Here is a 21,156-nt window from a genome sequence, read left to right on the forward strand (position 1 = left end):
CAGGAACACGAAGCGAGGAAACGACATGACCGACGCACCGCAGGGCTTTGACACGCTGGCCATTCACGCAGGCACCGAGGCCGATCCGGCCACCGGCGCACGCCAGGTGCCGATCTATCAGACCACCGCTTATGTCTTCCGCGACGCTGACCATGCCGCCGCCCTCTTCGGCCTGCAGGAAGTCGGCTACATCTATTCCCGCCTGACCAACCCGACCATCGGGGCGCTCCAGAACCGGATCGCGGCGCTGGAAGGCGGCGCAGGCGCCGTCTGCTGCTCGTCCGGCCATGCGGCACAGATCATGGCCCTCTTCCCTCTGATGGCGCCAGGCCGCAACATCGTTGCCTCGACGCGCCTCTATGGCGGCACCATCACCCAGTTCAGCCAGACCTTCAAACGCTTCGGCTGGTCCTGCACCTTTGTCGACTTCGACGACCTCGACGCCGTGAAGGCCGCCATCGATGACGACACGCGCGCCATCTTCTGCGAGACCATCGCCAACCCCGGCGGCTATATCACCGACCTCGACGCCGTCGCCGCCATCGCCGACGAAGCCGGCATTCCGCTGATCGTCGACAATACGACAGCGACGCCTTACCTCTGCCGCCCGATCGACCATGGTGCGACGCTTGTGGTCCACTCGCTGACGAAATACATGACCGGCAACGGTACGGTGACCGGCGGCGTGGTGGTCGACTCCGGCAAGTTCGACTGGTCGGCCAGTGACAAGTTCCCGTCCCTCTCCCAGCCGGAGCCGGCCTATCACGGCCTCACCTTCCACGAGACCTTCGGCCCGGCCGCCTTTACTTTCCACGGCATCGCCATTGGCCTGCGCGATCTTGGCATGACGATGAACCCACAGGGCGCGCACTATACGCTGATGGGCATTGAGACACTGTCCCTGCGCATGGAGAAGCATATCGCCAACGCACAGAAGATTGCCGCCTGGCTGGAAGGCCATGAAGCAGTCGCGGGTGTAACCTATGCGGGCCTCGACAGCTCCCCCTACAAGGACCGCATTCCGAAAATCTGCCCGAAAGGCGCGGGCGCCCTCTTCACGGTTCAGCTGAAGGGCGGCTACACGGCCTGCACCAAGTTCGTAGCGGGGCTGAACCTGTTCAGCCATGTCGCGAACCTTGGCGATGCCCGTTCGCTGGTCATCCACCCGGCCTCGACCACACACCGTCAGCTGACGGAAGAACAGCAGATCGCCGCCGGCGCCTCGCCGGATACGGTCCGTCTCTCCATCGGCATCGAAGACGCCGACGACCTGATCGCAGACCTGGATCAGGCCCTGAAGGCGGCAGGTTGAACCAGATAGAAAAAATTCAACCAAAGCGTTCAACCTGACATAAGCGCTTGTCTGTCATCATCACCGGCTCGGAAAGGGCCGGTGATGATTTCAGAAGACATCCGCACTTCGCTGAAGATGGCAGCGCAAGCCTGGTCACCGGCCTCGCCGGCTCAGACAGGTGTGTATGCAGTCTACCTGAACGACGGCGCCAGTCTGCCTGAACTCGATGTTCCGCCGGACGGGCTGCTCTATGTCGGCATGACGAAAAAAGGCTTTGCAGCACGGGACCATTTCTATCCACAGAACGGATCGAGCGGCAGCACGCTCCGGCGCTCTCTCGGCGCCCTCCTAAAAGACGACCTGAATCTGACCGCCCTGCCCCGGGATAAATCCGGCCGATGGCAGAGCCACTATAATTACCGTTTCCCGGTCGAGGGCGAAGCGGCTCTGTCTGAATGGATGTTCCATTCCCTGACGCTCGCGCGCATCCCGTTCGAAGGGGACATTGCCAGCGCCGAGAGTAAGCTGATCGCACTGCTCAAACCGCCGCTGAACCTGACAGGATGGTCAAACAAGCAGCGCGCCATGTTGCTCGATTGCCGGCGCGTCTGCGCGAAGGAAGCGAAACAGACCTTAGGCGCATCTGCGGCCTGAGACGTCGGATAACGAGCAAAACAAAAAAAGGCGGCCTGTGAGGGCCGCCCTTTTTCACATTCGGAATGTTTCTGAACTACGTATCCAGGAAGCTGCGCAGTTTGCGGCTGCGGCTCGGATGCTTCAGCTTGCGAAGCGCTTTGGCCTCGATCTGGCGGATACGTTCGCGCGTCACGCTGAACTGCTGGCCGACTTCTTCCAGCGTGTGATCTGTGTTCATGCCGATGCCGAAGCGCATGCGCAGCACGCGTTCCTCACGCGGGGTGAGCGAGGCAAGCACGCGGGTCGTCGTTTCACGCAGGTTCGACTGGATCGCAGCGTCGACCGGCAGGAGCGCGGCCTTGTCCTCGATGAAGTCGCCGAGGTTTGAATCCTCGTCGTCGCCGATCGGTGTTTCCAGCGAAATCGGCTCTTTCGCGATCTTCAGGACCTTGCGGATCTTCTCCAGCGGCAGGCCCAGTTTCTCGGCCAGTTCTTCCGGGGTCGGCTCGCGGCCGATCTCGTGCAGCATCTGGCGCTGGGTACGGATGATCTTGTTGATCGTCTCGATCATGTGCACCGGGATACGGATCGTGCGGGCCTGGTCGGCAATCGACCGGGTGATCGCCTGACGGATCCACCATGTGGCGTAGGTCGAAAATTTGTAGCCGCGGCGATACTCGAATTTGTCCACCGCCTTCATCAGGCCGATATTGCCTTCCTGGATGAGGTCCAGGAACTGAAGGCCGCGGTTGGTGTATTTCTTGGCGATGGAGATCACGAGGCGGAGGTTGGCTTCCACCATCTCCTTCTTCGCGATGCGGGCTTCGCGCTCGCCTTTCTGCACCGTCTGCACGATGCGGCGATAGTCATCGATCGGAATACCGATTTCCTGCGCGATCTCGGAAATCTCCGCACGCACCTCTTCGATGTCGCCTTCCTTGGATTCAACGAAACGCTTCCACTTCGCCGAGATGCCCTTGACCTTCTCGGTCCAGTCCGGCTCCAGCTCGCGGCCGAAATAATTGCTGAGGAATTCCTTGCGCGGCACGCCATGCGCGTCAGCGAGGCGCATCAGCTTGCCTTCCAGCCCCATCAGCTTCTTGTTGATGGCGTAGAGCTGCTCCACCAGCGCCTCGATACGGGCGTTGTTGATGTGGATCGTCTTCAAATTCTCGACGATGTTGTTGGACAGCTCGTCATATTCGCTCTGCGCCTTCGGCGTCAGTTCCTTGCCTTCCATGCGGCGAGACACGAGCTTGTCCTGCAGCTTGCGGTAACGGCCGAAACCGTCAGCAATCTCGTCCAGCTTGGCGAGGACACCGTCACGAAGTTCCGCTTCCATGGCCGACATGGACATGGCGGCGGCATCATCTTCGTCCTCTTCCTCTTCAGCCTCTTTCTGCTGACGTTCGCGCTCGGCTTCGACTTCGTCGACTTCACCGCGGCGGGTCTTGGCTTTGGCTTCCGGCTCTTCTTCCTTCTCGACGGGCTTCGGCTCCGGCGGCGGGTTTTCCGCGCCATAGGTCGCCTCAAGGTCGATCAGGTCGCGCAGGAGGATCCGCTCATTGATGAGCTCGTCGCGCCAGACCATCATGGCTTCGAAGGTCAGCGGGCTCTCGCAGAGGCCACGGATCATGGCGTCGCGGCCAGCTTCGATGCGCTTGGCGATCGCAATCTCGCCCTCACGGGAGAGCAGTTCCACAGCGCCCATCTCGCGCAGGTACATGCGTACAGGATCGTCGGTCCGGTCGGAACCGCGCGCGTTGCCCTTCTTCGCAACGACCTTGCGGTCCTCGATCTTGGTCAGGGCCTTGCCCTGCTCTTCCGCTTCTTCCTCGGTCTCAACGACGGCAATGCCCATTTCCGAGATCTGGGACATCACGTCCTCGATCTGGTCGGAGGTCATCTCGTCATTCGGCAGAAGGGCGTTGATTTCGTCATGGGTGATGAAGCCGCGCTTCTGAGCGCGCTTCAGGACCTTTTTGACGTCCGTTGCGTTGAAATCGACAAGACCGGAATCGTTGTCCTTATCGTCGTTATCGCCGTCGCCCTGCGTATTCTTCTGCTTGGCAGATGCCATTCAATCTCTCTCCCGTGACGTACCGCGCGCTCATCCCGCCATACGTCTCAAAGTTTCGCGCCTCTTCAGCTCTCGCCGACTTTTCCTGCTGCCTCGTTCATGCGGGCTCTCAAAGCCCTTCGTTCCGCGACGAGCTGGTGCTTGCGCCGCCAGGCTGATGGCGACGACGTAGCATCCGCGCCAGCATCATCCATGCCAGCGTCAGCGTCCTGCTCAACGGAACGACCTGCAACCATGTATTGCTCGAGGGCTATGAGCCATTCCCGTGCCTCGGGTCCGTCGACCGTTATCGGAGGCGTGTGGGGATATTCGTTGAGCAGACTGGCAGCGCGCATGTTCCCTGCTTCCGCTAAATGGGCACTCAAAGCGCCGCGGTCAATAGGTTTTCCTGCATGAGCGAAATCCAGCACCGCATCGCGCATCAGGCTGACATCCGGATCGGCAAAGGCGGCCGCGGCAAGGGTTTCTGCGCCCAGGTCCAGCAGTTCCGGCGTGTCGACCGCCCGCACGACCTGTCCCAGGCCGCGCAGTTTGGCCGGTGCACCGCTTTTCAGTTCCACCTGCCCCTGGTCGCCTGACGCGGGAAACTGTCCCGTTCCGGGCCGCTTCCTGTAGTCGCCGTTGCCTTTTCCCTTGCCTCGGCTGGCCTGACGCAGCTGCCAGAAATGATCTCGCATGCGGGATTTGAGATCGCGCTCATAGGCGGCGCGGACGCCGGGGTGCTGGATCTGGGCCGCCGCCGCCATGAGGCGCGCCTCAAGACCCGCCTGGCGTTCCGGCGTGTCCAGCGCCTCAGCATCGCGCTCGCGCAGCCAGAGCAGTTCGGACATGGCGATCCGCCCGTCCAGCGCATCGGACATGGCACCGGGGCCCCGCGCTCGGATCAGGTCGTCTGGATCCATGCCGTCGGGCAGCAGAACGAAGAACAAGGAACGTCCCGGCTCGACATGCGGCAGGGCGCGGTCGATCGCGCGGTAAGCTGCGCCCAGTCCAGCACGGTCACCGTCAAAACAGAGGACAGGCTCCGGTCCGGCTTTCCAGATCAGGCTCAGCTGGTCTTCGGTAAGCGCCGTGCCGAGCGGGGCAACCGATGTCCCGAAGCCTGCCTCGGCGAGCGCGATGGCGTCCATATAGCCTTCGCAGACGATCAGCCCGCCGCCCTCGCCGCCGCCGAGGGCCTCGCGCGCCGTCTTGTAGCGGTAGAGTACGCGCGACTTATGGAAGAGCGGCGTGTCGCCGGAGTTCAGGTATTTCGGCTTGGCATCCGGCTGGAGCGCCCGGCCCCCGAAAGCGATGATGCCGCCGCGCACATCGGCGATGGGGAACATCAGGCGACCACGGAACGCATCGTACGGCTCCCCACCCCGGTCGCTTTCCTTGGCGAGCCCGGCCTCCAGGATCTCCTTGGTCGAGAACCCTTCAGATTTCAGGTGATCAATCGTCTTGCGCCAGTCATCCGGAGAATAGCCCAGCCTGTGACGCTTCCAGGCGGCCGGCCGAAGCCCCCGCCCTTCCAGATAGGTCCGCGCGGCTGCGCCTTCGGACGAAAGCAACCGGTCTTCGAAATAGGCCGCTGCGGCTTCGCAAACGGCTTGCAGGCGTTTGCGGTGATCGTATTCCTCAGCGGCCTGCGGGCTGGCCTTGGGCAGCTGCATGCCCGCTTCTTCGGCCAGCTTTTCCACGGCTTCCATGAAAGACAGCCGCTCTGTCTCCATGACAAAGCTGATGACATCGCCGCCAATGCCGGAGGAGAAATCCTTGAAGATGCGCTTCTGGTCATTGACGTAGAAACTGGGCGATTTCTCATTGGTGAAAGGAGACAGGCCCACCCACTCCTTGCCCTTCTTGGTCAGCTTCACCTTGCGGCCAATCACGTCCGAAGGCCGGATACGGGCCTTCAGCTCCTCTACGAAGCCGTCAGGGATGCGGATGGAAGGTGGCGCCATCCTGTCAGGATACCGCGTTCCCGCCTCCGGGGAAACGCGCCTTTTCACACTCGACCATGAAAAGAGGGCCCGGCAATGCCGGACCCTCCCCTGATCAATACAACTGGCGGATTATTGGCTGTCTGCCAGTACTTTGGCGTGGGCAAACGCTTCTGCATCAAGGTCGATGACGAGCGTGCCGTCCCCATCGCCCTGCTCGATGGTCAGGGCATCCGCATCGATGACGTATTTGGTCGTTCCGGCCAGCCCGTCTGTGATGACCGCATATTCCGGCGTGCCGTCGACCTTCAACACGAAGTCGTTCACGCGGGCGAGGTCATCGCCGAAGGTCAGCGAAGCGGTCGTGCCCATGGCTTCGGACGCGAGGCGGAAATCATTCACGCCATTCTGTTCGAACTCCGGCAGGCTTTCCAGCGAGGATTCCGAATAGGTCACACGGACATCCGGCTCGTCGTTATTGGCAACCGGCTCAATCAGCGCGCCCTCGAAACCGATGGCGCGGAGCTTGCCGCCGACACCGGCAACACCGCCGTCACGGATGATCAGTTTCGGCGTATCGCCGGGCTCGCCTATCCAGACATCGGCGACAGTCGCGATTTCATCACCGGCCGGGTTCAGCACTTCTGACCCGATCAGGCGCGAGGCCAGGATTTCGTCAGCGGCCAGCGTGTATTGCGCACGCTCTGCCGGCTCAATCTCGGCCCGTGTCATGTCTTTGAGATCAGCTGCGTACTGGTCCTTTGCCTGATCCGGTGTCGCTGCTGCCGTTTCCGCCTTCACCGGCGGTGTGGTTTCGGCATGACTGGTAGCTTTGGTGCAGGCGGCTGCGCTCATCATCAGGGCAACGGCACTGGCGGTAACAAGAAGGGGTTTCATGTGATCGTCCTTTCCATGGCTTGTGCCGGAAAGAACGAGATGACCCCCGGAGCGTTCCGAAGGTTAAGAAGGTTTCACTGAAAGGGTCAGCTGGCGCGCGACAGCGCCTTGCGGACAGCTTTACCGGCGGCACCGGACTCGATCATGCCGGGATAGCGCTCCTTCAGGGCGCTCATGCAGCGGCCAAGGTCCTTGAGCTTGGAGGCACCCAGGTCGCTCACGACCTCTTCCACGGCAGAGTCCAGCGCCTTGCCCTGCAGGGGAACCGGCAGGAATTGCTGGATGATCTCGATTTCCTCGCGCTCGCGGATGGCTTCTTCGAGGCGGCCGGCGTCTTCGTGCTCGCGGGCCGCGACTTCACGTTGGGCAACCATGGTCTCCAGCACGCGGCGCACATCCGCTTCCGGGCACCCTTCGCCATCGCCGCGTCCACGGGCACACACGTCCCGGTCGCGCACAGCGCAATCGATCAGGCGCAGCGTTGCCAGGCGTACGCCGGGCTGGCCCTTTTCGGTCTCAGATTTGAGGGCATTTCCAATGCGCGCCTTAAGCGACATCAATCCACTCTTGTCTTCTCGGCCCATGCCAAGTTTGCCTCTCATAAGCCCTGCCGCATCACTCGCTTGACGCCGCAGAGACTCCGCCCCAATACACCGGTCGAACTTCATGCGGATGGGTTAACGAGACCCTACGCGGCGCCCGGGAGGTGTGACAAATATGTCCTACTTGGCCAAAACTCAAGCGGCGACTTCAGCCACGGGAGCGATCGCCCTCGCTGACGGTACAGTGTTCCTGGGCCACGGCACCGGCGCCGAGGGCATCCGAACCGGAGAATTGTGTTTTAATACAGCGATCACGGGCTATCAGGAGATCCTCACGGACCCCTCTTATGCCTCCCAGATCGTCCTGTTCACATTTCCTCATATCGGCAATGTCGGGGCCAATGATGAGGACCACGAAGAGTCTTCGGAAGCCGGATCGCACGCGGCCCGGGGCGCCATTTTCCGCGAGCCGATCACACCGCCTTCGAACTGGCGGTCCACCGAAACCTTCGAATCATGGCTGCAGAAACGCGGTATTGTCGGTCTTTCGGGCGTCGATACCCGGGCGATCACCCGCCTGATCCGCGAGAAAGGCATGCAAAAAGCCGCGATCTGCCACCAGCCGAACGGAAATATCGACCTCGACGCCCTGATCAAGGCTGCCCGCGCCTGGGAAGGCCTGGAAACGGCCGACCTCGCCGCCGATGTCGATACAAGCGCCGAATTCGATAATTCCGAAAGTCTCTGGAATCCTGAAACCGGCTACGGTCATCTGGACACCCCGGCTTTCCACGTCGTCGTGGTCGATTTCGGCGTGAAAAAGAACATTCTGCGCAATCTTGCCAATGTCGGCATCCGGGCGACCGTCGTGAACGGCGATGCCTCGTTTGACGAAATCGCCTCGCACAAACCGGATGGTGTCGTCTTCTCCAATGGCCCCGGCGATCCGGCGGCCACCATCAAGCGGTCCGGAGACATGATCCGCGCGGTCATAGACAGCGGCCTTCCGATCCTGGGCATCTGCCTTGGCCACCAGCTGCTCGCGCTCGCGCTTGGTGCGAAGACCATGAAAATGGCGCAGGGCCATCATGGCGCGAACCACCCGGTCAAGGATCTCTCCACCGGCAAGGTCGAGATCGTGTCGATGAACCATGGCTTCACCGTTGACCCGGCGAGCCTGCCGGCCGGCGTGGAGGAAAGCCATCGTTCCCTGTTCGACGGTACGAATTCGGGTCTCGCCGTGAAGGACCGTCCGATCATTTCGGTCCAGCATCACCCTGAAGCGAGCCCCGGCCCGCAGGACAGCTTCTACCTGTTCCAGCGCTTCGCCGACCTGATGGAACAACACCGGGCCGGAAAGTAATCGGCTCCTTTTGAAAGTTTACGGCCATGACGGCCATTGCCTCTGAGGTGCCCCTGCCCGGCGACAATCGCATGGGCGCAATATTGGGTGACCTCTCTTCGAAGGGCTGGAGCTGGCAACCGCACATGTTGCCGGAAGAGCTTTACCTTGCGCTTCGCACAGAAGTGCTCGCCGCAAACGCGGAAGACGATCTCGCCCCTGCCGGGATTGGCAGGGAGACGGACTTCCAGCTCGACCGGACCATCCGAAAATCCCGGATTGCCTGGATGGATGGGTCGACACCGGCGCAGGCAGGTTTCCTGCAGTGGACAGAGCAATTGCGGCAAGCCCTCAACCGCGGTTTGATAATCGGCCTGTTTGAATTCGAAGCCTGCTTCGCTGTCTACCAGCCGGGGGAATTCTACGACCGCCACCTCGACAGTTTTGAAGGCGCGCGCAACCGGGTCGTGTCACTCGTTGTATATCTCAATGAGGACTGGACCGAGGAGAATGGCGGCGCCCTTGTCGTCTGGCCCGAAGGCGCGGACGAAACAGCACAACCGGCAGCTCGTATCCTGCCGGAACGCGCGGGCGTCGTATTCATGCTCTCGGAAACCGTTCCGCACGCTGTTGAAGTCACACAGGCATCACGGTTCGGCATTGCCGCCTGGTGGCGCGTGAATCCTTCCATTCAGGGACAGATCGACCCCCTGACCTAACTCAAGCTTCGGATCATGATCTCGAACGCTTCGTAGACTTCGTCAGGCGTCAGGCCATCAACGCCCTCCGCGAGGGCAAACCCCGCACCGTTCAGGGCGGATTGCACCAGAACCGAATAGGCATTTACGCGGCTGGGGGCGATACGCCCACGTTCCGCCAGCGTTTCCATCGCCCGGCGTACATTGCTTTGGCCAAGATTACGGTTGGACTCGTACCAGCCCTGCAAGCCCAGTACGACGGGGCCTTCATAGAGCACGATCTTGAAATATTCCGGGCGCGCCGCCCATTTGAGATAGACCCGGGCGCCGGTCAGAAACTGAATATAGGGATCGTGTTCCCCGCTCATTTTGCGGGCTTCGGAGACGGCCTCCTCCCCCATCTTGGTCTGCAGGTCTGTCCAGACTTCGCGGAACAGATCCAGCTTGCTTGGGAAATGGTGGAACAGGGCGCCCTTCGTCACGCCCGCATCGGCAACGATGTTTGCAATGCTGGCGCTAAATCCGTCTTCGGCAAATCGCTTCCGGGCCGCGTCAAGAATGGCGGCTCGAGTGGCTTCTGCCTGTTCTGCAGTTCGCCTGGGCATGGGTCGTTATTTTCGTTGCTACCCTATCATACCAGTGGTACGTAACATTTCAAAGCGCTCCGGAGGCATTTCATTGCCCGCAGCGTGTTTTTGGAACCGCGTATGTATCGAGCTGGGTGGGACTGGCCTCAGGCTAGCGCGGGACGCCAAGGAACTGCGCCCGCCTGCAAAGGTATGGGCGCAGTTTTATGTTCGGCGGTCCATTTATCCGGCCCGGAACTTTCTACCGCAGCGCGCCGCAACGGCTTTCATATTCAGCGATCGCGTCAGGCATCCATTTGCGGAAGTTCTCGGCCCGGGTCTCGCTGGCAGGATGCGTGCTCATCCATTCCGGCGGACGCTGACCACCGCCAATCTCGCCCATGCGCTGCCACAGCTCTGGCGCCTCGCGGGGGTCGTAACAGGCCCGCACCAGCAGATCGAGACCGATCTTGTCTGCCTCGGTTTCATGCTCGCGGGAGAATTTCAGCATCCCGCCCTGTGCCGCAATGCCAAAGGCCTGCATGACGGCGCGCTGTTGCGCAGGGTCCATGTCTCCCATGGAAACGCCAACTGCCATCTGCCCCATCTGCATGACCTGCTGCTGGCTCATACGTTCCGCGCCATGGTGCGCAAGCGCGTGACCGATCTCATGGCCCATCACGACGGCCAGCTTGTCCGGATCCGCCAGGTCATCCATGCTCACGCGGCCATCATGATTGCCGGTGATGTCGAGGATACCTGTATAGACCGCCACATAACCGCCCGGCAGGCAGAACGCGTTGGGCGTGGCGGACTGAACAACATAGTAGGTCCAGTCGAACTTGTCCGCGACCGGGGTGAACGCGTATCCATCACCCCGCAATTCCTGCTCCAGCTCCACAGCAGCCGCCTGCAGGCGCGCGCCGATCTCACGCACCGTCGCCGTCAATGCCGCTTCCTCTCCGGAACAGGCCTCATTTGCACACAAAACAGTATTTCCCTGGCTCTGCTCCTGATTCAGGATCTGCAGATAGGATTGCTGGCCGAGCTTCACTTCCTGCTCAATCGAAACCGTGTTGAGCTGTGACCGGCCCGAGAACGGAACGGGCTTCTGGTTCATCTGCCAATAGAGGAACAGGCCAAAAGCGGCGATCAGAAGGAGGCCAAAACGGCTGCGCAGCAATCGCGCAATGCCCCCTCCGCCGCGATACATCCCGCCAGGTTGGGTCGGCATGCGCACGAAAGCCTCCTTGTCCGCCGTCTTCAACGCCCGATGAGTGTTAGCGGAGAGCCCCCGGCAGGAAAAGCGCCCCCGGCACGCTTTGCGTTCCCAGCTGGACCGACTATGTAGCAAACATGACTGAGACACCCGCCAACCAGCCGAAGCTCGAGATCCGGATCATTCCGGTCACGCCCCTCCAGCAGAACACGTCCATGATCTGGTCGACCGAGACCATGGAAGGCGTGTTCATCGATCCGGGCGGCGAAGTGGACAAACTCATGGGCGCTGCCGAACAGTTCGGCGTGAAAATCGTGGCCGTCTGGCTGACGCATGGCCACATGGACCATGCCGGCGCGGCCGCAGCGGTCGCAGAACGGACCGGATGCCCGGTGATCGGCCCTCATGAGGACGACCAATGGCTGCTCGACGAGATCGAGACCCAGGGCGCGAAATACGGCATCAAGGACGGCAAGAACGTGACGCCAGACCGCTACCTACATGATGGCGACGTTCTGGATCTGGCGGGTAACAAGTTCGGCGTCGTGCACACGCCCGGCCACACGCCCGGCCACGTGGTGATTTACTCGCAGGAAGGCGCGCTGGCATTTGTGGGCGACGTCCTGTTCCGCGGCTCGGTCGGCCGGACGGACTTCCCGCGCGGGAACCAGCAACAGCTGATCGATTCCATCACCAGAAAGCTCTGGCCGCTGGGGCCCCAGATGCGGTTCGTGCCCGGGCACGGCCCCCTCTCCACCTTCGGACAGGAACGGCAGGACAATCCTTTTGTGGCCGACGAAGTGACGGGATATCAGGGCGCCGAGAAGCAGGCACCGGATGAGATAAGCCAGAAGCTGTCCAAGCGCTGGAGCTGATCCGGAAGGTTCAACCCCCTGAGTTCATCGTAATGTTGCGCGGGGAACCGGCGCGGGTGCGAGCCGTTGTTGCGGTCATAGCCACCCGAAAGGACCCCAAATGACCTTCCCTGTGAAACTGATGGCCATTGGCGCAAGTGCAGCCATTCTGGCCGCCTGCACCTCGAGCGGCACGACTGAACGTAACGCAGCCTATGGCGCCGCAGCGGGCGCTGTCGCCGGCGCTGTGATCGGCAACAATGTCGGCGATGGCGACGCAGAACGCGGCGCAATTATTGGCGGTGCCATAGGTGGCGCTGCTGGCGCGGCCAAAGGCTGCACCGAAGCCGACGACTGCGACATGCCTGGCGTGAAAGATCAGGAAACCGAACGCGATTCAGATGGTGACGGCGTCGCGAATGCCTATGACCGCTACCCATATGACCGGTCGCGCTGGTAACAGGCCCGGCAATTCACAAAGCCGCGGCCCCGTTTCTTAAGAAGCGGGGCCGTTTTGTTTGCCCACCCCTTCAGACAATCGGGGGCAAAATGAAACATCGCGGAACCAAATCTACCTTGGGGCGTTTACCGCGGGTTACATCAATTACGGATTACTTTTTCAAGCGCATGATGGCCCCTCCTCACGTCCCCTCCTTTCCCTTTACTGTGTCAGATCCTGAACCAACCTCTCCTGAAACCGAGGTAAAGGCACGTGTCTTTGCCTGGTGTTCTGCCTGGAGCAGTATTGAAGGCAAGTTCCAGCGAAACAGGTTGGATGAAATCGCGTCGGGCGGCACAATCCGGATGACGACCGATTTCGGTGAAGTGACATGCTTCAGCGTTTCACTGGACGCTTATGCGGCCTTCTGGGCCCCCTTCCTGACTGAAACATTTTCAGAGTGGTTTCTCATTGTCGACTCGCCGCTCCAGGTCACCGTCGGCGACAGATATGCAACGGCTTGTTTCGATGCGCAGCTTCAGGGCATCATGCATGACGGAGACCGGAAATCGCATCGCCAGACCATGCAGCAGACCTATACGAAATCCGGCGGGGCCTGGCGCCTGGCTCAGGAACAGACAAAGATTGCGCCGGGCAGTTCATACCTCTGACCGCCTGAAGGCGGAATTCTCCGGCAACGAACTGCAGCGCGCGCAGACTTTCTGACCGACTTCACCTTGCTCAAGCCTCCGACTCTGCTATGACGCAGCCGTTTGACCGCTAGGAGTTGGGGCACATGCCAAAGCGCACAGATATAAGCTCCATTCTCGTTATCGGCGCCGGTCCCATTATCATCGGACAGGCCTGCGAGTTCGACTATTCCGGCGTACAGGCAGTGAAAGCCCTGAAGGATGAAGGCTACCGCGTCATCCTCGTGAACTCGAACCCGGCGACGATCATGACCGATCCGGAGCTGGCCGACGCGACTTATATCGAGCCGATCACACCGGAAATCGTCGAGAAGATCATCGAGGTGGAGAAGCCGGACGCCCTGCTGCCCACGATGGGCGGACAGACGGCGCTGAACTGCGCGCTGGACCTGCACTATGCCGGGATCCTCGAGAAGCATGGCGTGGAGCTCATCGGCGCCCGCGCTGAAGCCATCGAGATGGCTGAGGACCGCGCCCTGTTCCGTGAGGCCATGGACCGGATTGGCCTGGAAAACCCGCGCGCGACCATCGTGTCGTCGCCGCGCGACGAAAAAGGCAAGTATGACCGTATCACCGGCCTCAAACGCGCCATGGACGCGCTGGAGACGGTTGGTCTGCCGGCCATCATCCGGCCAGCCTTCACGCTCGGCGGCACAGGCGGCGGCGTGGCGTACAATGTCGAGGAATATGAAGAGATCTGCCGCTCGGGGCTCGCTGCCTCTCCCAATGCCCAGATCCTCGTCGATGAAAGCCTGCTCGGCTGGAAAGAGTATGAAATGGAGGTCGTCCGCGACAAAGCGGACAATGCCATCATCATCTGCGCCATCGAAAACATCGACCCGATGGGCGTCCATACCGGAGACTCCATCACCGTCGCCCCTGCTCTGACGCTCACCGACAAGGAATACCAGGTGATGCGGAACGCCTCGATCGCAGTGCTGCGCGAGATCGGCGTGGAGACTGGCGGGTCCAACGTCCAGTTTGCCGTGAACCCGGAAGACGGCCGCCTGGTTGTCATCGAAATGAACCCGCGTGTGTCGCGTTCCTCTGCCCTTGCCTCCAAGGCAACCGGCTTCCCGATCGCCAAGATCGCCGCAAAGCTCGCTGTCGGCTACACGCTGGACGAGCTCGACAACGACATCACCGGCGTGACGCCGGCTTCCTTCGAGCCGACCATCGACTATGTCGTCACCAAGATCCCGCGCTTTGCGTTCGAGAAATACAAGGGCACCGAGCCGGTCCTGACGACCGCCATGAAATCGGTCGGCGAAGCCATGGCGATCGGCCGGAACTTCAAGGAAAGCTTCCAGAAGGCGCTGAACTCGCTGGAGACCGGCCTGACCGGTCTGAACGAAATGGAATTCGAGGACGAGACGAAGCTGCGCGCGGCCCTGGCGATCCAGTCACCCGACCGCATACGCGTTGTCGCCCAGGCTTTCCGCTCCGGCCTCAGCGTGGACGAAATCTACGCCATCACCTCCATCGACAAATGGTTCCTGCGCCAGTTCGAAGAAATCGTTGCTGAGGAAAACAAGATCCGTTCGCAGGGCCTGCCGGACGACGCCTACGCGCTGACCGACATCAAGGCGATGGGCTTCTCCGACAAGCGCCTCGCCGAACTGACCGGCAAGACCGAACAGGCGGTACGCGACCAGCGTCACGCCCTGGATGTGCGCCCGGTCTACAAGCGCATCGACACCTGCGCTGCCGAGTTCGCGGCGAAGACGCCTTACCTGTACTCCACCTATGAGCACCCGCTGTTCGGCCAGGACAAGCCGGACTGTGAATCCCTGCCCACCGCACGGGAAAAAGTCGTGATCCTGGGCGGCGGCCCGAACCGGATCGGCCAGGGCATCGAGTTCGATTATTGCTGCTGTCACGCCGCCTTCGCGATGGAAGACCTCGGCGTCGAGTCGATCATGGTGAACTGCAATCCGGAAACGGTGTCCACGGACTATGATACGTCCGACCGCCTGTATTTCGAACCGCTGACCGATGAACACGTGCTTGAGATCATCAACAAGGAAAGCGGCACCGGCCACCTGCGCGGCGTGATTGTCCAGTTCGGCGGACAGACACCGCTGAAACTTGCCAGCCCCCTGCACCGGCAGAACATTCCGATCCTCGGCACCAGTCCCGAGTCGATCGACCTCGCCGAAGACCGCGAACAATTTGCTGCCTTGCTCGACAAGCTCGGCATCCAGCAAGCGCCGTCCCGGACCGCCAGAAGTGTGGATGAAGCCCAGATCAAGGCGAACGAAATCGGATACCCCGTCATGCTGCGCCCGAGCTTCGTGCTCGGCGGCCGCGCCATGGAAATCGCACGCGATGACGACGATCTGCGCAAGTTCGCAGCCGAGGCGCTTCAGGTTTCCGGCGACGCCTCGCTCTTTATCGACCGCTACCTGTCCGATGCGACTGAAGTGGATGTCGATGCGATCTGCGATGGCGAAAACGTCCACGTCGCAGGCATCATGGAGCATATCGAGGAAGCCGGTGTTCACTCCGGCGACTCCGCCTGCGCCTTGCCGCCCTTCACGCTTTCGCCCGCCCTTCAGGGCCGGCTGGCCGAGCAAACGATCGCACTTGCACGTGAGCTGAAAGTGCGTGGCCTGATCAATATCCAGTTTGCAGTGAAAGACGACGAGATCTACGTTCTGGAAGCGAACCCGCGCGCCAGCCGGACAGTCCCGTTCGTCGCCAAGGCTGTCGGTGCGCCGATTGCCGCCATCGCAGCGAAGGTCATGGCCGGCGAGAAGCTGACGGAATTCGACCTCACTCACGCCCACCCCCGCCGGGTCGCCGTGAAGGAAGCGGTCTTCCCATTTGCCCGCTTCCCCGGTGTCGATCCGCAACTGGGGCCTGAGATGCGGTCGACCGGCGAAGTCATGGGCTGGGACGATGATTTCGGTACCGCCTTCCTCAAAAGCCAGATGGGCTGCGGCGTCATTCTGCCGACCGAGGGCGCCGTGTTCATCTCGGTGAAGGATTCGGACAAGACCGGCGTTATCGAAGCGGCCCGCGACCTTGTTGAGCTTGGCTTCACCCTTGTCGCCACGTCAGGTACCGCCGCTCACCTGGAAGCGGAAGGCCTGCCCGTTCGTGCCATCAACAAGGTCAATGAAGGCCAGCCCCACATTGTGGATGCTATGATCAATGGCGAAATCCAGCTCGTGTTCAATACGACCGAAGGCGCAACATCCATTGCAGATAGCGCCTCGATCCGCCGGACGGCTGTGGCCCGCAAGATCCCTTACTACACGACGCTGGCGGCTTCGATCGCCTCGGTTCGTGCGATCTCCAGCATGACGTCGCGGGAAATCTCCGTACGCGCCTTGCAATCGGCGTGACAACTCCCACTTGACGACGTTCACATTTGCGACAACGATTTTCGCCCAATTACAGAGGTGACACCCTATGGAACGCATTCCCATGACCGCAGAAGGCCATGCTGCGCTTCAAGCTGAGCTCAAGAACCTCAAATCGGTTGAGCGCCCGAACATCATCGCGGCGATCGCTGAGGCGCGTGCGCACGGCGACCTGTCCGAGAATGCCGAATACCATGCCGCCAAGGAGAAGCAGAGCTTCATCGAAGGCCGTATCAGCGAACTGGACGACAAGCTCGCCCGTGCAGACGTGATCGATGTCTCCAAACTGACCGGCGGCAAAATCCGCTTCGGCGCAACGGTGTCTCTGATCGACGTCGATTCCGAAGAGGAATCTTCCTACAAGATCGTCGGTGACGATGAGGCAAACGTGAAAGAAGGCAAGATTTCCATCTCTTCCCCGATTGCCCGGGCCCTGATCGGCAAGGAAGAAGGCGACGAAGCCGAGGTCGCGGCACCTGCCGGGGCGCGCGCCTACGAAATCGTCAAAGTCGAGTATTTGTAAATGTCGGGGCCGGGATCGCTCGGACCCTCAGTCTGGGCGGTCTCTGACGGCCGCGCAGGCAACGCTGCCCAGGTGCGCGCAATCGTGCAGGCATTGGGCGAGACACGCCGCTGGATGAAGATCGGGCATGTTCCAGGGGAAGCGCACCGCGCCGAACCGATCGTCCTGACACCACGTATGCCTTGGACCTGGCTGCCGGCAGACAATTGGCCTTCGCCACTTTCCGCGCTACCTGCTGACCAGCGCGCTGTACTACAAGCCCCCTGGCCGACCGTCTGGATCGCCGCAGGCCGCCGGTCTGCTGCTTTTACACGTGCTGTGAGAGAGTGGTCTGGCGGGCGTACACTGACCGTCCAGATTCTAGATCCACGTATTCCGCCGGACAATTTCGACCTTCTTGTGACGCCCAAGCATGACGGCGTGACGGGACCGAACGTGATCCAGACTGTTGGTTCCCCCTCCTATTTTTCTCCGCATGCGATCGAAGAGGCCGCACAGGCCTTTGCGGATCTCGCTGACGAACGCGGCAAAAGCGCGATCGTCATCCTCGGCGGCAACAGCAAAACCCACACCTTTACGGAAGCGGCAGCCGACCGGCTCGACGCCCAGCTGCGCGAGCTTGCCGGAAAAGGCTGGCGTCTGCGGATGACGGCGTCGCGGCGTACGCCTGATTCGATCCGGGCGCGGTTCCGCCGATTGGCCGATGAGATCGGCGCAAAATTCTGGTCGGGCACGGAAGATGGCCCGAACCCGTATATCGCCTGGCTCACCTTCTCCGATGTCGCCATCGTCACCGAAGACAGTGCCAACATGCTTTCGGACGCGACCTGGCATGGCCTTCCCCTGCATATTGCAAAACTGGAAGGGCGGTCCGACAAATTCGACAAACTGCATGAAAGCCTGATTGCACACGGTGCGGCGCGCTGGTTTGACGGCACGCTGGAAACCTGGACCTACGCGCCTCTGCGCGAAGCAGACCGGGTCGCCGACGCCATTGTCGATAGACTTCTGGAGCGCTACCCGCAGCCCGATATGGGGCAATCGGACATGGTTGCCGCGCCCGATTGGCTGAGTTGATCGCGCCAGCCCCGCTTTTTCTTGCGTTTTGATTTTCCCTGAGGCCTTATGTCCCTGACTTTGGGGACAAGGTATGGCGCGCGACATCGAGCCACTTCGCCAGTTTTTCCGGGATTGCCGTGACGCGGCAACGCTCCTGGACCTCCGCACTGCTGCAGCAAACTATTTTGAAACGACGCATGTCGTGATGGCGAGCTACATACATTATCCGCCGGTCGGCGCCCGTGATTTCGATGGGCAGATCCGGGTCGGAGAGTTTGGTTATCCGGAAAGCTGGCGGGAAACCTACCTCGCGGAAGAGCTGCACCTGTGCGACCCGCTGGCCCGCAGGGCCGTGAATTTCACCCGTCCCTATTTCTGGACCGAAGCCCCGCAATTGCCGAACCTGACACTGGAAGAACGCGAATATCTTCAGCGCGTCGCCGCGCAGAATATGGGCGAAGGGATCGGTATCCCCCTGTTCGGTCCCGCCGGGCGAAACGGTTACGCCGCGCTGGGTTTCGGCCAGGCAGAACGCCCGCCCGCGGATGAAGTGCTTGAACTGCAGGCAGCGTCTCAGATGGGCCATCTCGCCTATTGCCGTCTGCTGCTGAAGGATCTTCCCAACGGCACCGTCCTGTCTGCCCGCGAGCGCGAAATCCTGCGATGGGTCGCGCGTGGGCGAACCAATTCGCAGATTGCAGAAGTTTTACAGCTGTCACGGAATACGGTCGAAACCTATATCCGGCGCTGTTTTGAGAAGCTCGACGTGAACGACCGTGTCTCCGCGGCTCTGCGGGGCATCGCGCTCGGCATGGTCGACTGACAGCCTGTCAGGCTGCAGCGACGCGGTCATCTGCCGGGATAGCCTTCAGGATAAATCCGCCGCCAAGGATGCGCGTACCGCCATCAGGATCATACAGCACCGCTGCCTGTCCGCGTGCAACACCCTCTTCCGGCTCTTCGAACCAGATCACCGGCGTACCGTCATGCCAGCCAAGCCGTCCGGGCACAGGCGGGCGCGTGGACCGCACACGGACAAGCACAGGGGCGCCCGCATCGGCAGCAGATTCCAGGCTACCAGCCCCAATCCAGTTCAACTCTTCGAGCAGCAGGCCGGACGTCATCAGCGCTTCACGCGGGCCAACGACAACGCGGCGGTTCGGCGCGTCGATCTTCACAACAAACAACGGCTCTCCGGTGGCGACACCAAGGCCTCGGCGCTGGCCGATCGTGTAATGAATGACGCCATTATGCTCGCCCAGCACGCGTCCATCGAGATGCACGATCTCGCCGCCGCGCCCGGCACCGGGACGGAGTTTTTCAACAACATTCGCATACGACCCTTCCGGCACGAAGCAGATATCCTGGCTGTCCGGCTTCGAGGCAACTGGCAGATTAAACCGGTCAGCCAGTTCCCGCACTTCCGTCTTCGGCAGGTCGCCCAAAGGAAAGCGCAGGAAGTCCAGCTGCTCGCGGGTTGTCGCAAACAGGAAGTAGGACTGATCGCGCGACGCATCTGCCGCGCGGTGCAGTTCCGGTCCATCTGCGCCATCCGTACGGCGGATATAGTGCCCTGTGGCGAGGCAGTCCGCACCAAGGTCTTTCGCCGTTTTCAGGAGGTCAGAGAATTTGACGGTCTGGTTGCAGCGGATGCAGGGGATTGGCGTCGAACCGGCAAGGTAAGTGTCGGCGAAATCCTCCATCACCTGCTCGCGGAACTTCGACTCGTAATCCAGCACATAGTGCGGAATGCCGATCATGTCTGCGACGTTCCGCGCATCATGGATGTCTTGCCCGGCGCAACAGGCGCCTTTCTTCTCGATAGCAGCGCCGTGATCGTACAGCTGCAGCGTGATGCCGATGACATCATAGCCTTCAGCCTTCAGCATGGCGGCCACCACGGAACTGTCGACCCCGCCTGACATGGCGGCGACGACGCGGGTATCAGCCGGCGCTTTTGCGAATCCAAGGGAATTGACGCCGCCTGTCCAGGCAGCCGTTTTCGTATCGGTCATCTCTCACTCCCACCGGGTTCAAGGCCCGGAGCAGCCAAGGTTGAGGCGCGCATATAGCGGCTGGATGACCAAAGGTGAAGAGCCGGGCCTGCTCAGGCTGCGGAGGTGGCCGTTTTCGGAGTGCCGTTCGAGGCGATCCAGGTGCCGCGGAAATCGCGCGACGGCTCCAGCTGGTTCGTCAGGCCGATCAGGCTCTCGCCCTGCCCCAGAATGACCAGACCGCCCGGCATCAGCTGCGCGGCAAGCGAGTCAGCAACGCGGCTGCGGGCCGACCGGTCCATGCCGGACAGCACGTTGCGGCACAGGATGACATCGAACTTGCCGAGCCCGCCGGCGCTCTCGAGCAGATTGTGCTGACGGAAACTGACCTTGCTGCGCAGTGCCTCGGAGATTTCCCACTGGCCGCTATCGGTGCGGGTGAAGTGGTGCAAAAGACGGTGAATGGAGAGACCCTTCTGGACTTCGTAATGCCCATAGCGACCGGCCCGGGCCCGCTCTGTGGCCGTCTTGCAAAGGTCGGTGGAGAGGATCTCGATCTTGGCCCCGCGCAGGGCGGAGGGCAGATCGTCCTCCAGCAGCATGGCAAGCGAGTAGGCTTCCTGGCCCGTGGAGCCACCGGCAATCCAGATTTTCACCCGGCCTGTATTACCGGCCTTGAGGCGCATGGGCAGGATATCGTTGACCAGGCGGTGCAACGTGTCGCGTTCCCGGAAGAACCACGTGTCCTTTGACACCAGCGCCGCGGCGCATTCTGCAGCGAACACCGGATTAGCGCGGGATTTCAGGCAATGAACCAGATCGTCCAGCGAGCCGAAGCCTTCCCGACGCGCAATCGGCGCCAGACGGGCTTCGATCAGATAGGATTTCGATCGCGGAATCGCCTGACCCGACCCTTTCAGGGCCAGATCTGCCAACTCGTTGAACACCCCATCCTGCATAATTGGCTCCGGTCCCGGGCTGATGCGCTCGCAAAAGTTACCGGTACAGCA

19 protein-coding genes are annotated in these 21,156 nt (G+C 61.3%); 11 read left to right on the plus strand and 8 right to left on the minus strand.

Features of this window, described 5'->3' with window-relative positions; translation table 11 throughout:
- Positions 1-25 precede the first annotated feature (25 nt).
- Complete coding sequence (locus HY17_RS17725; RefSeq protein ID WP_034769132.1) at positions 26-1,312, plus strand: O-acetylhomoserine aminocarboxypropyltransferase/cysteine synthase family protein; 1,287 nt, start codon at positions 26-28, stop codon at positions 1,310-1,312.
- Positions 1,313-1,396: 84 nt separating this feature from the next.
- Positions 1,397-1,948: a GIY-YIG nuclease family protein gene (locus HY17_RS17730; protein WP_034769137.1), complete on the plus strand. Its 552-nt coding sequence runs from the start codon at positions 1,397-1,399 to the stop codon at positions 1,946-1,948.
- A gap of 76 nt (positions 1,949-2,024) precedes the next feature.
- Here the strand turns inward: HY17_RS17730 and rpoD are convergent, their stop codons facing one another.
- The 4 genes from rpoD to HY17_RS17750 all read right to left on the minus strand — a co-directional run bounded on the left by rpoD (position 2,025) and on the right by HY17_RS17750 (position 7,416).
- The gene (gene rpoD / locus HY17_RS17735; protein ID WP_034769138.1) at positions 2,025-4,010 is read right to left on the minus strand and encodes an RNA polymerase sigma factor RpoD; all 1,986 of its coding nucleotides are present in this window, start codon (positions 4,008-4,010) and stop codon (positions 2,025-2,027) included.
- Between the two features lie 65 nt (positions 4,011-4,075).
- Positions 4,076-5,956 (minus strand): DNA primase, encoded by a 1,881-nt coding sequence (gene dnaG, locus HY17_RS17740; RefSeq protein ID WP_051600277.1) that lies wholly within the window; start codon positions 5,954-5,956, stop codon positions 4,076-4,078.
- A gap of 111 nt (positions 5,957-6,067) precedes the next feature.
- Positions 6,068-6,832: a PRC-barrel domain-containing protein gene (locus tag HY17_RS17745; protein ID WP_034769139.1), complete on the minus strand. Its 765-nt coding sequence runs from the start codon at positions 6,830-6,832 to the stop codon at positions 6,068-6,070.
- A gap of 86 nt (positions 6,833-6,918) precedes the next feature.
- Entirely contained in the window at positions 6,919-7,416 is a 498-nt protein-coding gene (locus tag HY17_RS17750) for a GatB/YqeY domain-containing protein (protein ID WP_233348864.1), read from the minus strand.
- A 133-nt stretch (positions 7,417-7,549) separates the two neighbouring features.
- On the opposite strand from HY17_RS17750, the gene carA reads away from it, so the two are divergent.
- Together carA and HY17_RS17760 are read left to right on the plus strand one after the other, a co-directional pair.
- Positions 7,550-8,737: a glutamine-hydrolyzing carbamoyl-phosphate synthase small subunit gene (gene carA, locus HY17_RS17755; RefSeq protein WP_051600278.1), complete on the plus strand. Its 1,188-nt coding sequence runs from the start codon at positions 7,550-7,552 to the stop codon at positions 8,735-8,737.
- A gap of 26 nt (positions 8,738-8,763) precedes the next feature.
- On the plus strand, positions 8,764-9,435 hold the full coding sequence (locus HY17_RS17760) for a 2OG-Fe(II) oxygenase (protein ID WP_051600279.1): 672 nt from the start codon (positions 8,764-8,766) through the stop codon (positions 9,433-9,435).
- On the opposite strand, the gene HY17_RS19735 is transcribed toward HY17_RS17760, so the two are convergent.
- The gene (locus HY17_RS19735) at positions 9,432-10,019 is read right to left on the minus strand and encodes a TetR family transcriptional regulator (RefSeq protein WP_051600280.1); all 588 of its coding nucleotides are present in this window, start codon (positions 10,017-10,019) and stop codon (positions 9,432-9,434) included. The genes HY17_RS17760 and HY17_RS19735 overlap by 4 nt on opposite strands.
- A 223-nt stretch (positions 10,020-10,242) precedes the next feature.
- The gene (locus HY17_RS17770) at positions 10,243-11,214 is read right to left on the minus strand and encodes a M48 family metallopeptidase (protein WP_051600302.1); all 972 of its coding nucleotides are present in this window, start codon (positions 11,212-11,214) and stop codon (positions 10,243-10,245) included.
- 122 nt (positions 11,215-11,336) lie between these two features.
- Here HY17_RS17770 and HY17_RS17775 point away from each other — a divergent pair, with 122 nt between their 5' ends.
- The 7 genes from HY17_RS17775 (at position 11,337) to HY17_RS17805 (ending at position 18,975) form a co-directional block, all read left to right on the plus strand.
- On the plus strand, positions 11,337-12,074 hold the full coding sequence (locus tag HY17_RS17775; RefSeq protein ID WP_051600281.1) for an MBL fold metallo-hydrolase: 738 nt from the start codon (positions 11,337-11,339) through the stop codon (positions 12,072-12,074).
- Between the two features lie 100 nt (positions 12,075-12,174).
- Positions 12,175-12,513, plus strand: a complete 339-nt coding sequence (locus tag HY17_RS17780; protein WP_034769142.1) for a YMGG-like glycine zipper-containing protein — start codon at positions 12,175-12,177, stop codon at positions 12,511-12,513.
- 89 nt (positions 12,514-12,602) lie between these two features.
- Complete coding sequence (locus HY17_RS20315; protein ID WP_155843669.1) at positions 12,603-13,163, plus strand: hypothetical protein; 561 nt, start codon at positions 12,603-12,605, stop codon at positions 13,161-13,163.
- Positions 13,164-13,288: 125 nt separating this feature from the next.
- Entirely contained in the window at positions 13,289-16,552 is a 3,264-nt protein-coding gene (gene carB / locus HY17_RS17790) for a carbamoyl-phosphate synthase large subunit (protein WP_034769146.1), read from the plus strand.
- A 67-nt stretch (positions 16,553-16,619) separates the two neighbouring features.
- Entirely contained in the window at positions 16,620-17,093 is a 474-nt protein-coding gene (gene greA, locus HY17_RS17795) for a transcription elongation factor GreA (RefSeq protein ID WP_034769148.1), read from the plus strand.
- Positions 17,094-18,170 carry a mitochondrial fission ELM1 family protein gene (locus tag HY17_RS17800; RefSeq protein WP_034769150.1) on the plus strand — a complete coding sequence of 359 codons (1,077 nt, stop codon included), beginning with the start codon at positions 17,094-17,096 and terminating at the stop codon, positions 18,168-18,170.
- A gap of 73 nt (positions 18,171-18,243) precedes the next feature.
- The gene (locus tag HY17_RS17805; RefSeq protein ID WP_051600282.1) at positions 18,244-18,975 is read left to right on the plus strand and encodes a LuxR C-terminal-related transcriptional regulator; all 732 of its coding nucleotides are present in this window, start codon (positions 18,244-18,246) and stop codon (positions 18,973-18,975) included.
- A 7-nt stretch (positions 18,976-18,982) separates the two neighbouring features.
- Here the strand turns inward: HY17_RS17805 and mnmA are convergent, their stop codons facing one another.
- Together mnmA and HY17_RS17815 are read right to left on the minus strand one after the other, a co-directional pair.
- Complete coding sequence (mnmA, locus tag HY17_RS17810) at positions 18,983-20,167, minus strand: tRNA 2-thiouridine(34) synthase MnmA (protein ID WP_034769152.1); 1,185 nt, start codon at positions 20,165-20,167, stop codon at positions 18,983-18,985.
- Positions 20,168-20,259: 92 nt separating this feature from the next.
- A complete protein-coding gene (locus HY17_RS17815; protein ID WP_034769154.1) occupies positions 20,260-21,105 on the minus strand; it encodes a protein-glutamate O-methyltransferase CheR in 846 nt (281 codons plus the stop codon).
- Positions 21,106-21,156 lie beyond the last annotated feature (51 nt).

It is taken from the genome of Hyphomonas sp. CY54-11-8, from assembly GCF_000682735.1.
GTDB lineage: Bacteria > Pseudomonadota > Alphaproteobacteria > Caulobacterales > Hyphomonadaceae > Hyphomonas.

Coding starts and splice junctions, on each gene's coding strand:
- HY17_RS17725 (WP_034769132.1), top strand. CDS start 26: ATGACCGACGCACCGCAGGGCTTTGACACGCTGGCCATTCACGCAGGC.
- HY17_RS17730 (WP_034769137.1), top strand. CDS start 1,397: ATGATTTCAGAAGACATCCGCACTTCGCTGAAGATGGCAGCGCAAGCC.
- rpoD (WP_034769138.1), bottom strand. CDS start 4,010: ATGGCATCTGCCAAGCAGAAGAATACGCAGGGCGACGGCGATAACGAC.
- dnaG (WP_051600277.1), bottom strand. CDS start 5,956: ATGGCGCCACCTTCCATCCGCATCCCTGACGGCTTCGTAGAGGAGCTG.
- HY17_RS17745 (WP_034769139.1), bottom strand. CDS start 6,832: ATGAAACCCCTTCTTGTTACCGCCAGTGCCGTTGCCCTGATGATGAGC.
- HY17_RS17750 (WP_233348864.1), bottom strand. CDS start 7,416: ATGGGCCGAGAAGACAAGAGTGGATTGATGTCGCTTAAGGCGCGCATT.
- carA (WP_051600278.1), top strand. CDS start 7,550: ATGTCCTACTTGGCCAAAACTCAAGCGGCGACTTCAGCCACGGGAGCG.
- HY17_RS17760 (WP_051600279.1), top strand. CDS start 8,764: ATGACGGCCATTGCCTCTGAGGTGCCCCTGCCCGGCGACAATCGCATG.
- HY17_RS19735 (WP_051600280.1), bottom strand. CDS start 10,019: ATGCCCAGGCGAACTGCAGAACAGGCAGAAGCCACTCGAGCCGCCATT.
- HY17_RS17770 (WP_051600302.1), bottom strand. CDS start 11,214: ATGCCGACCCAACCTGGCGGGATGTATCGCGGCGGAGGGGGCATTGCG.
- HY17_RS17775 (WP_051600281.1), top strand. CDS start 11,337: ATGACTGAGACACCCGCCAACCAGCCGAAGCTCGAGATCCGGATCATT.
- HY17_RS17780 (WP_034769142.1), top strand. CDS start 12,175: ATGACCTTCCCTGTGAAACTGATGGCCATTGGCGCAAGTGCAGCCATT.
- HY17_RS20315 (WP_155843669.1), top strand. CDS start 12,603: ATGAAACATCGCGGAACCAAATCTACCTTGGGGCGTTTACCGCGGGTT.
- carB (WP_034769146.1), top strand. CDS start 13,289: ATGCCAAAGCGCACAGATATAAGCTCCATTCTCGTTATCGGCGCCGGT.
- greA (WP_034769148.1), top strand. CDS start 16,620: ATGGAACGCATTCCCATGACCGCAGAAGGCCATGCTGCGCTTCAAGCT.
- HY17_RS17800 (WP_034769150.1), top strand. CDS start 17,094: ATGTCGGGGCCGGGATCGCTCGGACCCTCAGTCTGGGCGGTCTCTGAC.
- HY17_RS17805 (WP_051600282.1), top strand. CDS start 18,244: ATGGCGCGCGACATCGAGCCACTTCGCCAGTTTTTCCGGGATTGCCGT.
- mnmA (WP_034769152.1), bottom strand. CDS start 20,167: ATGACCGATACGAAAACGGCTGCCTGGACAGGCGGCGTCAATTCCCTT.
- HY17_RS17815 (WP_034769154.1), bottom strand. CDS start 21,105: ATGCAGGATGGGGTGTTCAACGAGTTGGCAGATCTGGCCCTGAAAGGG.